The sequence below is a fragment of the Microbacterium sp. genome (assembly GCF_031988965.1).
Classification (GTDB): Bacteria; Actinomycetota; Actinomycetes; order Actinomycetales; family Microbacteriaceae; genus Microbacterium.
Genome location: NZ_DALZXX010000017.1, coordinates 1 through 17,711, shown reverse-complemented (window position 1 = coordinate 17,711; position 17,711 = coordinate 1). Strand labels below are relative to the sequence as shown.

Below are 17,711 nucleotides of genomic sequence, written 5' to 3'. Positions count from 1 at the left end.
GCCGGGATGCTGTGAAAGGCTGGAGGGGTGACTGTCGTACCTCCTGCTGCCGGTGAGCCTCGCCGCCCCGACGGACCGCGCAATCCCGGCGATGCCTGGGTCGTCGCGCCGTCGGGGGAGAAGTACTGGGGGCGATTCGGCGCCGCAGGGCTCCTCGCCGTCGATCCGGCGCGTGGCATTCTGCTGCAGCACCGTGTGGCGTGGAGCCATTTCGGTGGGACCTGGGGTCTGCCCGGCGGTGCCATGCACGAGGGCGAGTCCGCGATCGTGGGCGCCGTCCGCGAAGCGCAGGAGGAAGCAGGCGTCCCGGATGCCTCGGTGCGCCCGCGTTTCACGAGTGTGCTCGATCTCGGAATCTGGTCGTACACGACGGTGATCGCCGATGTCGTCGTGCCGTTCGAGCCGGTGATCAGCGATCCCGAGAGCGTCGCCCTGGAATGGGTGCCTGTCGACGAGGTCGATGCGCGCCCACTGCACCCCGGTTTCGCACGGGCATGGCCCGAGCTGAGGGCGCTGTTGTCGGTGCACCCGGCGCTGGTCGTCGACGCGGCGAACGTGGTCGGCTCAGTGCCGGACGGCTGGTGGAAGGACCGCGCCGGTGCCACCACTCGCCTCGCTGCGCGTCTCGACGGCCTGTCGTTCTCGGCCGCTGACCTCGAGATCGGCGGAACCGAGTGGTTCCCCGAGATCGCGCTCGTGGTCGAGGGCCAGGCACGCGGCATCGAGGTGCCGGCCTTAACACGGGATCCCGCGCCGTCGCCTGCGCCGGGGTCGACCTCCGCATCGTCATCGCCTGATGCCGGTGAGCTGCTGCCCTCTGGAGTCGTGTCCGTGGTCGAGGCCGCTGCTGCGGGTGACGACGCGATCGTCGCGGAGGTCGCGCGTCGTGCAGCTCTCGGCCAGACAGTGATCGCCGTGACGAGCGACCGCGAGCTGCAGGAGCGCGTCGCTGCTGCGGGCGCTCTGCAGGTCCGCTCGTCCGGGTGGCTGCGCGGCGTGCTCGATGCCGGGGTCTGAGTGATCTGAGTGAACTGACCGGTCATCAGACGAACATGACTCGTCGTGGTGGTGGGTCTGTGTAGGTGCGGCCGAGTGGGCTGGTCCAGGTGATGGTGCCGTCGGGTTGTTGGTGTGGTCGATGTCGCAGCGGTGGGTGGGCGTGCGGCAGCCGGGGAATCGCCGCATACTCCGCGATCATCGACCGGTGGGTCGCCTCACGATGCCACGGGTGCTCGGTCACATCCGCATCACGCACCGCGATCCGCTGCACCAGCAACTCACTCGCCCTCGCCTCCCACACCGCGATCTCCCGACGCGTCTCCACCCACTCATCGAGCAGAAGACCACGCTCCTCGAGATCGAGGTCCAGATCGGTGCGAGCAGCCATACCCCCAATTTAGAACATATGTTCTATGGGTGAAGGGGTTACTCCGGGAACATTCCGGCATCCCCAGATGCTCGTCCGCGCAGCCGATCGATGTCGCGCCGCTCGCGCTTGGTGGGTCGACCGGCTCCACGATCGCGAAGGCCGAGAGCGGCCTGCGGCTCGCGCTCCGGAGTGCGATCCTCGTACGCGAGCGCCGCCAATGGGGCTCCGACGCGCTTGACCAGCAGTTGGCGCACGATCAGGATGCGATCGAACCCGGCGATGCGCACACGCAGTTCGTCGCCGATGCGCACATGCTGCGCAGCCTTCACCTTGTCGCCGTTCACGCGCACATGCCCCGCACGGCATGCGGTCGTCGCCGCAGAGCGTGTCTTGTAGACGCGGATGGCCCAGAGCCAGCTGTCGACACGTGCCGCATCGGCCATCAGGATCCTCGCTTCCGCAGTGTGATCAGGGCGCCGGCGACGATCAGCCCCTGACCGATCGTATAGGTCAGCATGATCGCCGGGCTGCTCCAGGACGGGAGCGAATCCGGGAGGAAGAGCCGCAGTGCGAGCAGGGTGTCGCTGGCGAGGAAGAACGCTCCGCCGGTCGCGATCACGGGGTGGCAGCGCGTCGAGAATGCTGCTGTGGCGCCGAGCACCAGTCCGTAGACCGCGACCGCGATCAGCAGACTGCCGGTGTGCGGGCCGAGGCCGACCAGCATCGCCACCCACCATGCGGCATAGGCGACCGCCCACCAGGGCATCCGTCGTCGAGTGAGGTAGCGGACGAAGAGGGTGATGTATGCCACGTGGGCGACACCGAAGAAGAGCAGCATGAGCGGCACCTCGGGCGCGGCCGGGAAGAAGGTGCCGGCGCCGTCGCCGAACCAGGAGAAGAAGAGCGCCACGAAGATGAAGGCAACCGCTCCTCGTGCGGCGATCTGCCGGAGCGACACCAGCACCGGAAGGGCGAGCATCGGCATCAGCAGGAGCTTCGTCGGATCGGCTGCAGGGCTGTCTATGGCGAGAAGCCCCACATGAGTCGCTGAGATCGCGACGTACGGCAGGAATGCCCACGCGAGAAGACGGAGCGGAGTGCGACGTCGCATCCCCTCATCGTAGGGCGGCATCACCGAACCGAGCGGTCAGGACTCGACGGTCACCTGCGTGATCTGACCATCGGCGGCGAGATGCACGGCGGGCCAGTACCCCTCAGGGAAGTGCTGGCCACAGGTGTCGATGAGGTGCAGCACGATCGTGCCGTCGGCTGAGGCCTCCAGAGTCTCGAGGTTCAGATCGGTCGCGGCGTCGTCGAGCTCGTACTGCTCGGGCGTTCCGGTGCTGAAGGCCGTGACCACGGCATCCGACGCCAGCCGTCGCAGAGCCCCGAGCGCTGCCACGGTCTCGTGTACGTGGGGGAGCAGGCCGCGCGCCTCATCGGCGTTCGTTCCCTCGATCATGAGGTCGAGGGGTGCGCCGTCGACGACCGTGCCGCCCGCGTACCAGTCGTGGGTGAGGACCGTCCCATCTCCCAGCTCGGTCGTCGCACGGACGAGGGTGCCGAGTTCGGCGTCTTCGATGATCGGATGCTCGTCGCTCATGTCATCCACGCTAGTGGTCCGTTCAGGGAGCGAGTCGCTTGCCTGCGGCTTCGAGGTGCTCCCGAAGAATGCGGACGGCCTTGGGCCCCACGCCGTGGATCGAGAGGAGGTGCTTCTCGGATGCTCCGTCGAACTGATCCAGTCTGGTCAGGCCCTGCAGGGCGAGCTCGCGTCGAGCCACCCTGCCCATGGATGCAGGAAGTTCGGATTCCTCGGTCATGAGCCGAGGTCTCTTGTGACGAGCGTGCGACCCGGCTTCATCTCGGCAGTCTCCGTGAAACCGGCGGCAAGGAATGTCCCGAGAGTGCCGTGGAAGAGGTCATTCGTGCGCTTCTTCTCGCCGCGAGTGTCGACGGGGTACCCCTCGATGAGTCGTGCGCCGGATGCGCGGGCATAGTCGACCGCGGCTCGCAGCAGCTCGAGGTTCAGGCCCGACCCGCGGTGCTCGCGGCGGACCACGAAGCAGCTCACCGCCCACACGGAATCGTCGTCGAACGGCTCGTCGGATGCCGCGGCGATCATGCGCGTGCGCGGGATGCGCTCCTGACGCGTGCGCGGTCCGATGCGGATCCACCCCGCCGCCTCGCCATCGACGTAGACGATGAGCCCCGGAGGCGGACCTTCGGTGATCTCCTCGCGCAGCATCTCGGTGCGTTGCGGAGTGGTCGTCTCGTTCCAGTCCCGGTTGCTCAGCATCGGCCATATGCACTGGCAGCTCGCCCCGTCTCCGCCACCGGTGAGTGCGTGCTGAACGTCATCCCAGCGGGCCGATGTCGCCACCTCGGTCGTGATCGTCGCCATGCACGCGACGGTACGCCTGGCCTCCGACACCCGCAACGCCCGGCGCGCGCTCGGTTCGCGGAGGGCGGTCGAGTGGGGCTAAGATGGGGGAGTTGCCTGCGCGAGAGTGCAGAACAACGGGCTGTGGCGCAGCTTGGTAGCGCACTTGACTGGGGGTCAAGGGGTCGCAGGTTCAAATCCTGTCAGCCCGACCACAACAACGAAAAGCCCCGACGAGGATCACCCTCGTCGGGGCTTCGTCGTTCTCACCGCCTAGGCGGCCAGATGCCGGTGCGACGTGGGGCGGCATCCGCCCCACGTCAACCCCCTCTGTCGATCCGCCCTGTGCGCGTAGCGTCGCCGGTCCGACCGAAGGAGATGGCATATGAGCGATCTGCAGAACACCCAGGGGACCCCGGGCGCCGACGAGGAAGCGGACACCGCATCGGGTGGTGCCCCGGAGGACTCGTCGTCGAGCACCGACAAGAGCACAGATGAGATCCTCGAGGATGAGACGACGGACGAGAACGGGAAGCCGCTCGAGAACCCGTCCGGCGGCTGATCTGCTCGCGGACGAGAGCACGAGATCGCCGCTCACCGGGGAACCGGCGAGCGGCGATCTCCGTCTGTGAGGCGGTCGGCGATGGCGCTCGTGATCTCGGCCAGCGCGTCCAACTGGGTCGGAGTCAGCGCGTCGATCACGAGCCGCCGCGCCGTCTCGATGTGTCCGGGCATCGCGTGGATCAGTGCACGCCGCCCCTCTGCGGTGAGCCTGACGTTCGTGGCGCGGCGATCCTCGGGGCAGGGGAACCGGTCGACGATGCCCCTCTTCTCGAGGCGCGCGCAGACGTGCGACAGTCGGGGGAGGGTCGCGTTGGTCGACTCGGCGAGCTCCGTCATCCGCATCGTGCTCTCGGGTGCGAAGCGCAGCGACGTGAGCACGAGGAACTCGAAGTGCGTCAGCTGCGCGTCGCGCTGCAACTGCGAATCCAGCGCCGCCGGAAGAAGCTGAGCGACGGTGATCAGGCCGAGCCAGGCGTGGGATTCGCGCTCATCCATTCGGGGAACCTGGAATACCATGAGCTCATCGTACGTTACTTGTAGCGACAACCAATGAGACGCACTCGACGATCCCGCCGAGCGAGTCGATGACAGCCCGACCTCGGGTGGAACGGAGCGGATCATGACCTCGATCAGCATCATCGGAGCAGGCAACCTCGGCGCGGCGATCGCCGGCATCGCGGCGAAGGCAGGAGCGAACGTTCAGGTGCTCGCACGCGACCCTGAGAAGGCTGCCACCGTCGCGGCCCCGCTCGGAGCCGAGTCGGGTCGACTCGGTGACGCCCTCAGCGGTGAGATCGTCGTGCTCGCGGTTCCGTACCCGGCGGTCGACGATGTGCTGCGCACCTACTCGGCCGAGCTCGCGGGCAGGACGATCGTCGACGTGACGAACCCCGTCGATTTCGACACCTTCGACGGCCTGGCCGTTCCCGCCGACTCGTCGGCGGCCCGCATCATCCAGGACGCCGTGCCGGAAGCATCCGTGGTCAAGGCCTTCAACACGAACTTCGGCGCGACTCTGGCGACGGGTGTCGCCGGATCCCTCCCGACGACGGTCCTCGTCGCCGGTGACAGCGCCGCCGCCAAGCAGGCGGTGGTCGACTTCGTGGTCGCCGGCGGTCTGCGGGCGGTCGACGCGGGCTCGCTCACGCGTGCCCGTGAGCTCGAGGCGCTCGGATTCCTGCAGATCACGCTCGCCGCCGCGGAGAAGACTCCGTGGACCGGCGGATTCGCCCTCATCGGCTGAGCTCCCGCCATGACTCCTTCGTCTTCTTCGTCACCCTTCGACTGGCGCGCACCGGCGGTCTCCACCGCCGGTGCGGCGCCGGACGGCGCCCGCATGAACGCGGTCGAGCTGCTCGTCCGCGACCTCGATGCGATGACCGCCTACTACCAGCAGGCGGTGACCCTCGACATCCTCGATCAGTCCGGCGCCACGGCGACGCTGGGGCGTGCGGACGAGCCGATCATGCGACTGAGGCAGGAGAAGGACCTGCCGCCCGCGAATCCGCGCGCAGCGGGGCTGTATCACACGGCCATCCTGTTCCAGGATGAAGCACGGCTGGCGTCCGCTCTGCTGTCGGTGGCGCAGCAGGCGCCGCAGACCTTCACCGGCTCCGCAGACCATCTCGTCAGCGAGGCGTTCTACTTCACCGACCCCGAGGGCAACGGACTCGAGCTGTACCATGACCGTCCGCGAGACCAGTGGCAGGTGGCACCGGACGGATCGGTGCACATGGATTCGCTCGCGCTCGATCCGAACCGTTTCCTTCAGCGGTGGCTGGCGCCGGATGCCGACGATGAGGGACAGACGGCGACCATCGGCCATGTGCATCTGCAGGTCGGCGACATCCCGACGGCCCGCCGCTTCTACTCGGACATCCTCGGATTCGACGTCACCGCGGCACTCGGCAACACAGCGCTCTTCGTCTCCGCCGGCGGCTACCACCACCACATCGGAATGAACACGTGGCAGAGCGCAGGCGCAGGACCGCGGGCGGCCTCGCTCGGGCTCGGAGACGTCCGCGTGACCGTGCCCGCGCGTGCCGACATCAACGCGCTGGCAGACCGGCTCGCATTCCATCACGTGCCGGTCGAGGACGACGGGCGCACCCTGCGTCTGAGCGACCCGTGGGGGACGCGGCTCGCGCTCACGCCGGAGAGCTGAACCCCGGACACCGGCCTCTGCCCAGGCGAGAGGGCGTACGCTGAGCACAACAGCGTCGACGGTCCGTGGAGCGGATCGTTCGTCGATGACCGGATCTCCTGCGGGTGGTTCCGCGGGAGGTGCCGATCGGCAGACGTCTCGTCGTCGGATCGGGCCGGTACCCGATCCATCGCGGATGGATGCGCATCATGACGCTTTTCGGCTTTCTCAGTACCTATCCGCCCACGCGCTGCGGGCTCGCGACGTTCACGGAGGCACTCGCTTCGGCGATAGCCACTGATGACGGCGATCGCTGCATCGTGGTCCGCGTCGACGATGGAGTTCCCGCCGACGCCGCCGTGTCGTCGGCACGCCTTCGTGTCGACGATCGGATGCTGCAGCCGGGCGACCCCGCCGGCCGCGCCGCCGCAGCGGAGACTCTCGCCGACTGCGACATCGTGGTGATCCAGCACGAGTACGGGATCTACGGCGGCCCTGACGGCGACGAGGTCATCGACCTGCTGCAGCGGCTGCGCGTTCCGCGGGTCGTCGTGATGCATACGGTCCTTCCTGCGCCCACCGCCCATCAGCGGAGCGTCACGGAGCAGATCATCGAGAACTCCGAGATCGTCGTGGCGATGACCTCAACCGCTGCGGATCTTCTCTCGGAGCTGTATGGCGTGCCCGAGGAACGACTGCGTCTCATACCGCACGGAGTCGAGGAATGGACGGCCGAGGTCGACGTCGTGCACTCCGAGCGCCCGGTGCTTCTCACCTGGGGTCTGCTCGGACCCGGCAAGGGAATCGAGTGGGTCATCAGGGCTCTGGCGACGATGAAGGATCTGGATCCGCAGCCTCTGTACCGGGTGCTCGGCCAGACCCACCCGAAGGTGCTGCTCGAGAACGGTGAGCAGTATCGTCGCTCGCTCTGGGCGCTCGCCGACGAACTCGGCGTCAGCGCATCCGTCGAGATCGATGCGCGATACCAGCAACCCGATGAACTCGCGCGGGAGGTGGCCGGAGCGGATGTCGTGATGCTTCCGTACGACTCGCACGACCAGGCGACTTCCGGAGTCCTCGTCGAGGCGGTCGCTGCGGGCAGGCCGGTCGTCGCGACTCGGTTCCCCCATGCGATCGAACTCCTCGCCGACGGCGGGGGAGCGCTCGTCGCGCATCGGAGTCCCGATGAGGTCGCGGCGGCCGTGAGGATGCTGCTGGCGGATCCCGCGCACGCGCTGGCCGACGCGGAGCTCGCTCGTTCGCTCGGATCCGTGCTCAGCTGGCACAGCATCGCGGAGCGGTATCGCGAGCTCGCCACCGAACTGGCCCTCGTCGCCGGTCTGCGATCATGAGCGCTGTCGAGGCACCTGCGATCGCGCCGCTGTCCTTCGACCATCTCGCAGCGCTGACGACACCGAAGGGCGTGCACGAGCACGCACTGCTGCGGGAGCCGCGCCTCGAACACGGGTACTGCACCGATGATGCCGCGCGAGCACTCACCGCCGTGGTGCGGGAACCGACCCGTCCACCGGGGGCCGGTCGCCTGGAGTCCGCCTACATCGATCTGCTGGAATCCGCCGTGTCGACGAGCGGTGCGGTGCGCAATCGGCGCACCGAGGCGGGCGCCTGGAGCGACGAGCCGACGACCGGAGACTGGTGGGGGCGTGCGATCGGAGGACTCGGGGCGACCGTCAGGTACTCGCGCGATCTCGGTCACAGGTCGCGGGCGCTGCGAGCGTTCCTCCGAGCAGCGGTGCGGTCGTCGGTCGATGTGAGAGCCAGCGCGTTCGCGGCCATCGGTACGGCCGATGTCCTCCGTGCTCTGCCCGACGCGACGGCGGCGCGTGTGCTGTTGATCGACTGCCTCGCACGGATCCCTCGGGTGGCCGACGGCGGTCACGGCTGGCCTGAGCCGACTCTCCGCTACGCGAACGCAGCTCTCTGCGAGGCGCTGATCGCCGGGGGCAACGCACTCGGACGACGGGAGACCCTCGACGAAGGTCTTCGCATGCTCACGGGCCTCATCGCTGTCGAGACCTCGCCGCGCGGACACCTGTCGGTCACCGGTTCGGCGGGGAGATCGATTGGTGTGACCGGGCCGCTCTGGGACCAGCAGCCGATCGAACCGGCGGCGATCGCCGACGCCTGTGCGCGGGCGCTCGAGGTCACGGGAGACCGCCGGTGGGCGCGGGAGGTCCTGCGCGCCTGGGCATGGTTCGAGGGCGACAACGACAACGGAATCCGGATGCTCGACGAGACGACCGGTGCCGGTTTCGACGGCCTCGTGCCCGGCGGGCGCAATGAGAACTGCGGGGCGGAATCCACGATCTCGGCGATCAGGACGAATCAGAACGCCCGTGTCGCCGCACGGTGGCTGTCGTGAACGCACTGGCCGTCGATGCGGGCGTCGAGCTCTCGGCGCGCCCCGAGCGTGTCGTGCTTCGTCTGTTCCTGCCAGGGGAGAGCACTCCGGGCGGCGACACCAGGACCGAGGCTGTGCTGCGGCGAGTCTCCGCGATGCGGCCGAGCGACATCGCCGCCGAGGCGATGACCATACTCGATCGCTTCGGCCCGCGTCATCCCGATCTGGCCGCGATGCTGCGCGCCAACGCCGAGGTCGTCCTCCCGGCCGACGCGCCTCCTCTCGACGACGACAGCGCCACCGTGATCGGGGCGGTGTTCTCGGCCGAGTACGCCGTCGAAGCGGCGGCGCTCTGCAATCCGAGCATCGTGCAGCATCCCGACCAGTCGTCGCTGTCACCGGGGGAGTTCCGGGTGCTCCTCAGTCTGCGATCGATCGGAGAAGGGCACATCTCGTCGATCCAGTTCTGCGAGGCGATCATCGGTCCTGATCGCACCTGGAGTTTTCTGCCCCGGAGTGAGACGCTCAGCTCGCCGGCCATCGGCGAGGCGACGTGGACGCGAGAGCATTTCGCTCGCGCTCTGGCGCACAGCGGTGGGACGGGGGAGACCACTCGCGCGGTCGTCCAGTCCCTGCCTCGGACATTCTCGGCCTCGATGTTCGAGGGTGCGGTGCACGGGCTGCGATCGCCGCTGCTGCATCAGGCGGGGGCGCGCGATGAGCTCAATCGCATGCGGATCGCTGTCGATTCTGCGTACGGCGTCGAGTTCTCGCCCGCTGATCCGGTGAGCGGTCGCGTGCTCTTTCCGGTCGCGGACGAGGAGCGGCGGGGGATGGAAGATGTCCGGCTCGTCGAGATCGCCGACGCGGACGGACCACGCTATCGCGGCACTTTCACCGCCTACGACGGCCATTCCATCGCCTCACGGGTGTTCACGACCGATGACTTCCGACGCTTCGAGATACACCGGTTGACCGGCGAACCCGCTCGCACCAAGGGCATGGCGCTGTTCCCGAGGCGATTCGACGGCGAATGGCTGGCACTGAGCCGAGCGGACGGAGAGTCGACAGGCATCGCCCGTTCGGCGAACGGACTCGATTGGTCGCGTCAGACGGCGATCCACAGCCCGTCAGAGCTGTGGGACGTGGTGCAGACGGGGAACTGCGGGTCGCCTCTGGAGACGACGGCGGGCTGGCTGGTGCTCACGCACGGAGTCGGACCGATGAGGTCGTACAGCATCGGAGCGATCCTGCTCGACCTCGAGGATCCGACGCGAGTCATCGGCGTGCTGGATCGGCCGCTCATCGAGCCGACCGACGCGATCGGGGGGTACGTCCCGAACGTGGTCTACACCTGCGGAGGGATCATCCACGAGGGCGTCCTCTGGATCCCGCACGGCGTCGCTGACCAGAGGATCCGGGTGGCATCGGTGATGCTCGCGCCCCTGCTCGCCGAGATGACCGGATAGTCGGTCGGGGTTGGTTGCCCTCCCGAGTCACCCACCCCAGATGGATCGCTCGAGAGGGCTCACCGTCCATCCCGGACGGTAGGGGAGGCGGCGAAAACTCTCGCTGCTCTCATCGGCTGAATCCCCAATCCCCAGCCGGTAGCCCCCGCTACTGAATGCAGAATATCGCGAAATCGGCTTGTCCGCCATTTGGGGGACAAAGAAATCTACGAATGTTTCTTCCGAGTTCCGGGGTTGTCCTGAGAGCGCCGACTCATAGAGTGGGGTCATGGACAGAAAGCTCGTGCTGGATGCGCAGCTCGCCATCGCGATCGGTCATCGGATCGAGGTGACCGAGCACATCGTGGAGGCGACGGGTGAGCCGGCGGTGCTCCTGATCGTCGACCTCGAGACCGGCGTCAGATATCGCCGGGAGGGTGCCCCGAGGGGTGAGCTCGTGCGCTGGTTCGGGCGGGTCGTCGACTGCACCGTGACGATCGGCGGGCGCATCACGTACACCGCTCTCGCCGTGGATACGGATGGCGACGGCAGTGGGGCAGCAGGCGCGGAGGCTGCCCTGCTGGGCGCGGATGCGGCGGTCGAGTCGGCGAAGGCGCAGGCCGCACGCTGGGGCGGCAGTGACCGCGTACCCGCTCCCGAGCCCGAACGCTTCTGGTGATGTCCTCTCACCGGAAGTCGCGCGAACGGTGCATGACTCCGGTGCGGAGATCTTCGAAGGCATCGGCGAGGACGTTCACGACGCCTTCAGCTGACCGCTCGAGGATGCCACGGATGATGAGCGCCGGCGAATCACGGGCGACCCGGCGATAGCGCGCCCATACCCCGGTCGAACAGATCACATTGACGAGGCCGCTCTCGTCCTCGAGGTTGAGGAAGGTGACACCCGCCGCCGTCGCCGGACGCTGTCGGTGCGTGACGAGTCCCGCGACCTCCACTCGCCGTCCGATCTCGTGGTGCTGCAGATCTGCTGAGGAGAGGACCCCGCGCTCGCGCAGCGGACCGCGGAAGTGAGACATCGGGTGGTCGTCGGTCGAGACGCCGGTCGACCACAGATCGGCGGAGAGGCGCTCATAGCTGGACTGGTCGCTGAACAGCGGGGGCTGCACGGCCACGGTCGTCCCCGGAAGATACTGTGCGCGGTCCTCTGCTGCCGCGCCGGCGAGCCAGATCGCCTCTCTGCGCTGGAGCCCCAGGCACTCGAAGGCGCCGGCCGTCGCCAGAGCCTCCAGCTGCGCGGCCGTGGCGTCGGTCCGCCGGACCAGATCGTGCAGATCGCGGTAGGGCCCTTCGGCTTCCCGTGCGGACACGATCCGCCTGGCCAGGGGCATGCCGATCCCGCGCACGCCGCTGAGCCCGAGGCGCACCGCGTAGGCGCCGTCTCTGCGGTGCTGCACCGACTCGTCCGGGCGGGAGCGATCGAACCGCGGGACACGCGGCTGCGACGCATCAGCGCAGGAGTCGAGCCCCGTCGGCATCCGCAACGGCGTCCCGCCGTCGAGAGGCTCGAGGGTCTCCGTCGTGCCGGAGGCATGCAGATCGGGTCGACGCACCTCGACACCGTGCCGCCGAGCATCTGCGGTCAGGGTCGAGGCGGAGTAGAAGCCCATGGGCTGCGATCGCAGGAGTCCGGCGAGGAACGCTGCGGGATAGTGCAGCTTGATCCAGGAGCTCGCATAGACGAGGAGCGCGAAGGACAGCGAGTGCGACTCGGCGAAACCGAAGTTCGAGAACGCCTGGATCTGCGCGTAGATGCGGTCGGACTGCTCGGAGGTCAGACCGCGCCGGGACATTCCCGCATAGAGCTTGTCGCGTACCTTCTCGATCTTCTCGAGACCGCGCTTCGAGCCCATGGCCCGTCGCAGCAGATCGGCCTCATCGGCGGTGCAGTCGCCGATGGCCGTCGCCATTTGGATCAGCTGCTCCTGGAAGATCGGGATGCCCAGCGTCCGCTTCAGGATCGGCTCGAGATCGCTGTGGGGGTAAGGGATCTCGAGCACCACCGGGTCTTCGCCGCGGGCGGCTCGTGCACGGTTCTCCTCGTCGAGGGCATCCTTCGCGATCTTCCGGCGGACGAACGGGTGCACGGCCCCGCCCTGGATGGGGCCCGGCCTGATCAGGGCGATCTGGATCGCGAGGTCGTAGAAGGCGCGGGGCTGCAGGCGGGGGAGCAGGCCGATCTGTGCACGGGACTCGACCTGGAACACCCCGATCGAATCCGCTCTGCACAGCATGTCGTAGACGGCGGGCTCTTCCTTCGGAAGGGTCTCCAGCGTCCAGTCCTCACCTGTCGCCTCACGGACGAGGTCGAAGGAGTGCTGCAACGCCGCCAGCATCCCGAGCCCCAGCAGATCGAACTTCACCAGCCCCATCCAGGCCGCATCGTCTTTGTCCCACTGGATCACCGTGCGGTTCTCCATGCGTGCATGCTCGACGGGGACGACCTCGCCGACGGGTCTCGCCGTGAGGACCATGCCTCCCGAGTGGATGCCGAGGTGCCGTGGCGCCTTCAGCAGCTCGCCCGCGTACTCGACGACGCTCTGCGGGATGTCGTGCTCCTCGGCCATCTCCAGCCCTGAGCTCCAGCCGTCGACCTGCCGCGACCATGCGTCCTGCTGGCCCGGTGAGTACCCGAGCGCCCTCGCCATATCGCGGACGGCGTTCTTCGGGCGGTACTGGATGACGTTCGCCACCTGCGCCGCGCGCTCGCGCCCGTACTCGCCGTACACCCACTGGATGATCTCCTCGCGGCGGTCGGAATCGAAGTCGACATCGATGTCAGGCTCTTCCTGACGGGTGGTGGCGAGGAACCGTTCGAACGGCAGTCGGTACAGGATCGGATCGACCGCGGTGATCCCGAGCAGATAGCAGACCGCGCTCGCCGCAGCGGACCCGCGCCCCTGGCAGAGGATGCGGCGGCGCTTCGCCTCGGCGACGATGCCGTGCACGATGAGGAAGTAGCCGGGGAAGTCCTTCTCCTCGATCACATCGAGCTCGCGTTCGATCCGGCGATGACCGTCGTCATCCAGGTCGGGGTACTTCGTGGGTACGGCCTGCCACACCAGGTGCCTCAGCCAGCTCATCGGAGTGTGGCCGTCGGGAACCTTCTGCTTCGGCAGCGCAGGGCGTGCACGGCGAAGGGGGAAGGCGGATGCCGCTGCGATCTCGAGTCCGTGGGAGATGGCTCCGGGGTATCGACGGAAGCGCGCGGCCATCTCCGCTCCGCTGCGCAGGTGCGCACCGCCGTGCGAGGGGAGCCAGCCGTCGAGATCGTCCATGCTCCGCACCGCTCGCACCGCGGCCACCGCTTCGGCCAGTGATGCGCGCTCGGGGGCGGCGTAGTGCACGTTGTTGGTGGCCACGACGGGAAGGCGCAGTCGCCGGGCGAGACCAGCCAGAGCATCGTTGCGACGGGTGTCCAGGGGGTCGCCGTGGTCGAACAGCTCGACGGCGACATGATCCTGTCCGAACAGATCGACGAGCCGACGCAGGGGCGTCAGGGCGTCTCCGGATTCGAGACCGCGACGGACGGCGCCCTTGCGGCAGCCCGTGAGGATCGTCCACTGTCCGCCGGCCGTGGCGGCCAGCTCGTCGAGGTCGTAGACGGGGCGTCCCTTCTCTCCTCCGCGCAGGTGGGCTGTGGTCATGGCTCCCGAGAGCCGGTGATACCCCTCCAACCCGTCGGCGATCACGAGCAGATGATCGCCGATCGGGTCTGCGGACCCGCGCTGAGGCGCATCGAGTCCGAGCGAGAGCTCGGCGCCGTACACCGTCTGCACCTCGACCTGCATGAGCTCGGCGACCTCGGCGAAGCGTGCCGCCCCGTAGAAGCCGTCGTGGTCGGTGAGCGCCAGGGCGGTGAGGCCGAGCCGTTCTGCTTCGGCCAGCAGATCTTCGGGGGAGGACGCCCCGTCGAGGAAGGAGTATGAGGAGTGGGCGTGCAGTTCGGCATAGGGCACGGCATCGCCGGGCCGGCCCTTCGCGGTCGGCGGAGTGCGTGTGCGACGGGTGCTGATGGGACCCGGGTCGGGGCGGATGGTCGGAGGTTCTCCGCCGATCGGGTGGGGTGACTCCTCGCCGCTCAGAGCGCGTTCCAACTCGTTCCAGGTCATCGGAGGGTTGTGCCAGCCCATCAGCGGTACCTCCCTTCCGCCCACCAGCGGCCGCCGGCGCAGAAGACGAGCCAGGCGCGATCGTGACCGTCGACGATCTGAAGGCGATGCCCCCTCTTGCCGCCCGATGGATCCCAGCGTCGCTCATGGATCGGCCAGGGGCCCGCCCAGGCTCGCACGGCGTCACCGTCGATATGCGCCGGGGCTGCGGACAGCGCGCCCCGGGCGTCGACGTCCACCGTCTCTCCTCCCTCTGATCGGACTCCGATCGGTCGAGGGGGCAGGAACACCTCCGCGGGCAGTGGATCGGGAAGGCTGCCGGGCCAGGGGCGCTCCGGATCGCGGGGAGCGACAGCCCGTTCTCCCCACGGGGTGAGGACCTGGCGATCGGCGAGCCATCGACCGCCCGAGAGCGCGGCGGTGACCACTCCCTGATGGCCGAGCATGGTCTGAACGCGGGACACGGCATGGTGCAGACGCTCGTCGGTGCCGGAGCCGAAGAGTCCCGGCTGGTGGTGGGCGGCATCGTCGACCGCCACGGGGACGATGCGCACCAGGCTGATGCCCCCGAAAGCCCTCGCCTCGTCCACCGGAGCCTTCGCGGATTCCGCGGCCAGAGCCTCCAGCTGCCAGCGGACCCTGTCGACGAGGTCAGCGGCATCGAAGCAGGTGGGATGCAGCCAGGGGCGGGAGAACACCGTGCCGTTGTCATCGGTCAGGTCGATGCGCACCTCGGTGCAGACGACCGAGGCCTCGCCGAGGGCGAGCATCACGGAATCCGCCGTCTGCCGCACCGCGAACGCGACCTGATCGGCTCCGGCGAGAGGCGACTCGAACTCGATCGAACGCACCAGCTCCGGATCGGGCGGGCGGGGGACCACCCCTCGGGAGTCGGCTCCGGCGGCGAGGGAATGCAGGCGGGCGCCGCGCTCGCCGAATCGGTCGCGCACCTCGACCTCATCGAGCGCGGCGAATTCGCCGAGTGTGCGAACGCCGAGTCGCACCAGCAGGCCCGTGAGCTGTTCGTCTCGCAGCACCTGTACCGGGAGGGGGCGGAGGAAGTCCTCGGCGCGGCCGGCCGGTATCACTGTGCAGGCCGTGGGTCCCCTGGCTGCGAGCTCAGCGGTGAACGGTCCGTCGGCGATGCCCACGCGCACCTCGGGAAAGCCGGCCTCGGTCAGCATGCGGATCAGGTTCTCGCCGGCTGCGCTCTCGCCGTCGTGATAGCGGGAGATGCCCCGGGCGCGCACGGCGGCGAGTCCCGGTCGCAGCAGCGCCGCACCGGGGGCGTGCTTCTCGATGAGCTGGAGCACCGGCAGGAACGCCCTCTCGTCACGGGCCGGATCATGGGGCAGCACCCGCAGCGACGAGAGATGGCCCTGCGCGACTCTGCGGCGCTGTCCTGCGCGAACCCCGTGCTCGCGTGCCGACGCCGTGCAGGCGACCACGGTGTTCGCGTGCATCAGAGCGGTCGGTGCATGGGGTGGTGGCCCTCCCAGGGCTGCGCGCAGCGGCCAATCGGGGAACCACAGCACGAGCACGCGCAGAGGGGCGGTCATCCTGCCACCGCCAGAGGTCGATACTCACGACCGGTGTCGTCGCGATCGCGCAGAGCGGGCAATGCGGTCAACTCGGCCCTCGTATCGGCGGTCGTGCTCTCTGCGGGAAGCTCTTCGATGGCGCCCAGTGGGCCGGGCAGCCGCACGCGCACACTCGCGGGCAGGGGACTGTGTCGCGTGGTCGCGGTCACCGTGGCCGTGGACCCCTCGATCAGCCCCCATCCTTCGCCGATGCCCTCCCAGTGCTGGTCGTGGAGGCGGATCGTGCCCTCGCTCTGCGGCCAGGCCCCCGTCGAGGTCGATTCGGTCACGAGAAGCGTGCCGCCGCGATCCCGCAGCCGGGCGCTCAGACGCGACACATCGGCATCGCGAGCCCGGCTGCCCGGCTGCACGGCGATGAGCGGGACCACCTCGGCCAGCGCGGAGGTCGCGGCGAGCCAGCGGTCGCCCGGCTCGGGGACGAGGATCAGTCGGGGCAGTGCGATGCCGAACGCCGCAGCCGCCTCGACGCCCAGCGTGGGCATGCCGACCACCGCGCACCACAGTCCACGGCGCGAGGCGGCGCTGAGGAGAGCGAGCACCAGGCTCGGTGAGGGGGAGACCGTGTAGGAGGTTCCGGCCTGGAGCCCCTGTTCTGGCAGCAGGGAGGAGAAGGCGGGGTCGAGGGGGAGCAGCGGGAGATCGCTGCGTCGCCGCTGCATCCGGCTGATCTCCCGGCGCAGCCTCAACACCTCTCCGGCGCGGGAGTCGCCGACCGGAGAGAGCGCGGTCACCGCTTCGAGCCCGATCCCCATGCATCCATCCTCGAATATATGTACGAATAAATCAACTGGAGATGATGACTCTAGTTCGAACGTCAGACATCCGCGGAACGGTGCGGATCTTCGCCGAAGGGTGGCGATCCGTCGTTATCCACAGCGCTCTCCGCGGGTGGCCACGCATCTCCTACCCTTCCCGCATGGATCCCCGTGCCCTGGCCCTGATCGTCGTCCACCTCGCCCTGTTCGCGGTGGGATGCGTGCTCCTGGTCATAGACATCCGCACGCACCGGCTGCCCGACCGCATCGTGCTGCCCACACTCGCGACACTCCTCGGGCTGGTGATCCTCGACGTGCTTCTGGCCGGTGAGACCGCTCGATCGGTGCGAGCCGTCGCAGGGCTGCTGATCCTGGGCGGCTTCTATGCGCTGCTGCGGCTGATCAGCAGCGAGGGCATGGGAGGAGGAGACGTGAAGCTCGCCGCCGTGATCGGGCTCGTGCTCGGCTGGCACGGGTGGCAGGCGCTCGCCGTGGGCGCAGCGTCGGCGTTCGTCCTCGGGGCGCTGCATGCCACGGTGCTGATGTCGCTGCGCCGGGCGGATCGTTCGACGCGCATCGCCTTCGGCCCCTGGATGATCGTCGGGGCGTCGCTCGGCATCCTCGTGGCGTGAGCTCCGTTCGGTCGGACGGGGCTAGGGTGAAGGACATGGCACTCGCACGACTCCACGGAGGCCCGCTCGACGGGCAGATCATTCCCCTCGACGACGCGGACGACAAGCTGATCGTCCCTTACAGCGAGACGCAGGTGGTGTACAACCGCCGCGGTGACGAGCAGAACACCGGCGACAGCGACGGTCCCACCGAGATCGACTACTGGTTCGACGAGTCGCTCGAGGATCTCACCTCGTCGGATGACTGAGGCCCCGACCGGTTCCGAGCCCTCGAGGACCGTCGAGGTCGAGGGCGTGCCCGGATCGCGTCCGGCACCCTGACCA

General features: G+C 68.5%; 20 protein-coding genes and 1 tRNA gene. 11 read left to right on the top strand and 10 right to left on the bottom strand.

All coding sequences use genetic code 11. From position 1 onward, the window contains the following. Positions 1-27 precede the first annotated feature (27 nt). Positions 28-1,017 carry an NUDIX hydrolase gene (locus RTM68_RS06095; RefSeq protein ID WP_312169282.1) on the top strand — a complete coding sequence of 330 codons (990 nt, stop codon included), beginning with the start codon at positions 28-30 and terminating at the stop codon, positions 1,015-1,017. A gap of 25 nt (positions 1,018-1,042) precedes the next feature. Here RTM68_RS06095 and RTM68_RS06090 read toward each other — a convergent pair whose 3' ends face one another. The 6 genes from RTM68_RS06090 to RTM68_RS06065 are packed head-to-tail and all read right to left on the bottom strand — an operon-like array spanning position 1,043 to position 3,773. Continuing rightward, positions 1,043-1,387: a hypothetical protein gene (locus RTM68_RS06090; protein WP_312169280.1), complete on the bottom strand. Its 345-nt coding sequence runs from the start codon at positions 1,385-1,387 to the stop codon at positions 1,043-1,045. A gap of 38 nt (positions 1,388-1,425) precedes the next feature. Continuing rightward, positions 1,426-1,812, bottom strand: a complete 387-nt coding sequence (locus tag RTM68_RS06085) for an RNA-binding S4 domain-containing protein (protein ID WP_312169278.1) — start codon at positions 1,810-1,812, stop codon at positions 1,426-1,428. Next, positions 1,812-2,480 (bottom strand): lysoplasmalogenase, encoded by a 669-nt coding sequence (locus RTM68_RS06080; protein WP_312169277.1) that lies wholly within the window; start codon positions 2,478-2,480, stop codon positions 1,812-1,814. The genes RTM68_RS06085 and RTM68_RS06080 overlap by 1 nt, the downstream gene beginning before the upstream one ends. Before the next feature lie 36 nt (positions 2,481-2,516). Beyond that, positions 2,517-2,972 carry a hypothetical protein gene (locus RTM68_RS06075; RefSeq protein WP_312169275.1) on the bottom strand — a complete coding sequence of 152 codons (456 nt, stop codon included), beginning with the start codon at positions 2,970-2,972 and terminating at the stop codon, positions 2,517-2,519. Between the two features lie 22 nt (positions 2,973-2,994). Beyond that, positions 2,995-3,192 (bottom strand): hypothetical protein, encoded by a 198-nt coding sequence (locus RTM68_RS06070; protein WP_312169273.1) that lies wholly within the window; start codon positions 3,190-3,192, stop codon positions 2,995-2,997. Continuing rightward, complete coding sequence (locus RTM68_RS06065) at positions 3,189-3,773, bottom strand: GNAT family N-acetyltransferase (protein ID WP_312169272.1); 585 nt, start codon at positions 3,771-3,773, stop codon at positions 3,189-3,191. Before RTM68_RS06065 ends, RTM68_RS06070 begins: the two co-directional genes overlap by 4 nt. Before the next feature lie 117 nt (positions 3,774-3,890). Here RTM68_RS06065 and RTM68_RS06060 point away from each other — a divergent pair. Continuing rightward, a tRNA-Pro gene (locus tag RTM68_RS06060) sits at positions 3,891-3,967 on the top strand. A 170-nt stretch (positions 3,968-4,137) separates the two neighbouring features. Beyond that, positions 4,138-4,314, top strand: coding sequence for a hypothetical protein (locus RTM68_RS06055; RefSeq protein WP_312169270.1), 177 nt, complete (start codon positions 4,138-4,140; stop codon positions 4,312-4,314). Positions 4,315-4,346: 32 nt separating this feature from the next. On the opposite strand, the gene RTM68_RS06050 is transcribed toward RTM68_RS06055, so the two are convergent. Further along, on the bottom strand, positions 4,347-4,811 hold the full coding sequence (locus RTM68_RS06050) for a MarR family transcriptional regulator (protein WP_312169268.1): 465 nt from the start codon (positions 4,809-4,811) through the stop codon (positions 4,347-4,349). Positions 4,812-4,935: 124 nt separating this feature from the next. Here RTM68_RS06050 and RTM68_RS06045 point away from each other — a divergent pair, with 124 nt between their 5' ends. The 6 genes from RTM68_RS06045 to RTM68_RS06020 all read left to right on the top strand — a co-directional run bounded on the left by RTM68_RS06045 (position 4,936) and on the right by RTM68_RS06020 (position 10,948). Then, complete coding sequence (locus RTM68_RS06045; protein ID WP_312169266.1) at positions 4,936-5,559, top strand: NAD(P)-binding domain-containing protein; 624 nt, start codon at positions 4,936-4,938, stop codon at positions 5,557-5,559. 9 nt (positions 5,560-5,568) lie between these two features. Continuing rightward, complete coding sequence (locus RTM68_RS06040; RefSeq protein ID WP_312169264.1) at positions 5,569-6,480, top strand: VOC family protein; 912 nt, start codon at positions 5,569-5,571, stop codon at positions 6,478-6,480. A 179-nt stretch (positions 6,481-6,659) separates the two neighbouring features. After that, positions 6,660-7,811 (top strand): glycosyltransferase, encoded by a 1,152-nt coding sequence (locus RTM68_RS06035; RefSeq protein ID WP_312169262.1) that lies wholly within the window; start codon positions 6,660-6,662, stop codon positions 7,809-7,811. Beyond that, positions 7,808-8,842: a glycosyltransferase gene (locus tag RTM68_RS06030; RefSeq protein ID WP_312169261.1), complete on the top strand. Its 1,035-nt coding sequence runs from the start codon at positions 7,808-7,810 to the stop codon at positions 8,840-8,842. Before RTM68_RS06035 ends, RTM68_RS06030 begins: the two co-directional genes overlap by 4 nt. Then, positions 8,839-10,290, top strand: coding sequence for a glycosylase (locus RTM68_RS06025; RefSeq protein ID WP_312169260.1), 1,452 nt, complete (start codon positions 8,839-8,841; stop codon positions 10,288-10,290). Before RTM68_RS06030 ends, RTM68_RS06025 begins: the two co-directional genes overlap by 4 nt. A gap of 268 nt (positions 10,291-10,558) precedes the next feature. Next, the gene (locus RTM68_RS06020; RefSeq protein WP_312169259.1) at positions 10,559-10,948 is read left to right on the top strand and encodes a hypothetical protein; all 390 of its coding nucleotides are present in this window, start codon (positions 10,559-10,561) and stop codon (positions 10,946-10,948) included. Between the two features lie 7 nt (positions 10,949-10,955). On the opposite strand, the gene RTM68_RS06015 is transcribed toward RTM68_RS06020, so the two are convergent. Genes RTM68_RS06015 through RTM68_RS06005 form a run of 3 tightly spaced genes read right to left on the bottom strand, consistent with a single transcriptional unit; the run spans position 10,956 to position 16,752 of the window. Continuing rightward, positions 10,956-14,420, bottom strand: a complete 3,465-nt coding sequence (locus tag RTM68_RS06015; protein ID WP_312169258.1) for an error-prone DNA polymerase — start codon at positions 14,418-14,420, stop codon at positions 10,956-10,958. Next, a complete protein-coding gene (locus RTM68_RS06010) occupies positions 14,420-15,958 on the bottom strand; it encodes a DNA polymerase Y family protein (protein ID WP_312169256.1) in 1,539 nt (512 codons plus the stop codon). The genes RTM68_RS06015 and RTM68_RS06010 overlap by 1 nt, the downstream gene beginning before the upstream one ends. Then, positions 15,955-16,752 (bottom strand): hypothetical protein, encoded by a 798-nt coding sequence (locus RTM68_RS06005; RefSeq protein WP_312169255.1) that lies wholly within the window; start codon positions 16,750-16,752, stop codon positions 15,955-15,957. Before RTM68_RS06005 ends, RTM68_RS06010 begins: the two co-directional genes overlap by 4 nt. A 164-nt stretch (positions 16,753-16,916) precedes the next feature. Between RTM68_RS06005 and RTM68_RS06000 the strand changes: the two genes are divergently transcribed. Together RTM68_RS06000 and RTM68_RS05995 are read left to right on the top strand one after the other, a co-directional pair. Then, entirely contained in the window at positions 16,917-17,387 is a 471-nt protein-coding gene (locus RTM68_RS06000) for an A24 family peptidase (protein WP_312169254.1), read from the top strand. Between the two features lie 35 nt (positions 17,388-17,422). After that, positions 17,423-17,635 (top strand): response regulator, encoded by a 213-nt coding sequence (locus tag RTM68_RS05995; RefSeq protein ID WP_194763467.1) that lies wholly within the window; start codon positions 17,423-17,425, stop codon positions 17,633-17,635. The last annotated feature ends 76 nt before the right edge of the window (positions 17,636-17,711 follow it).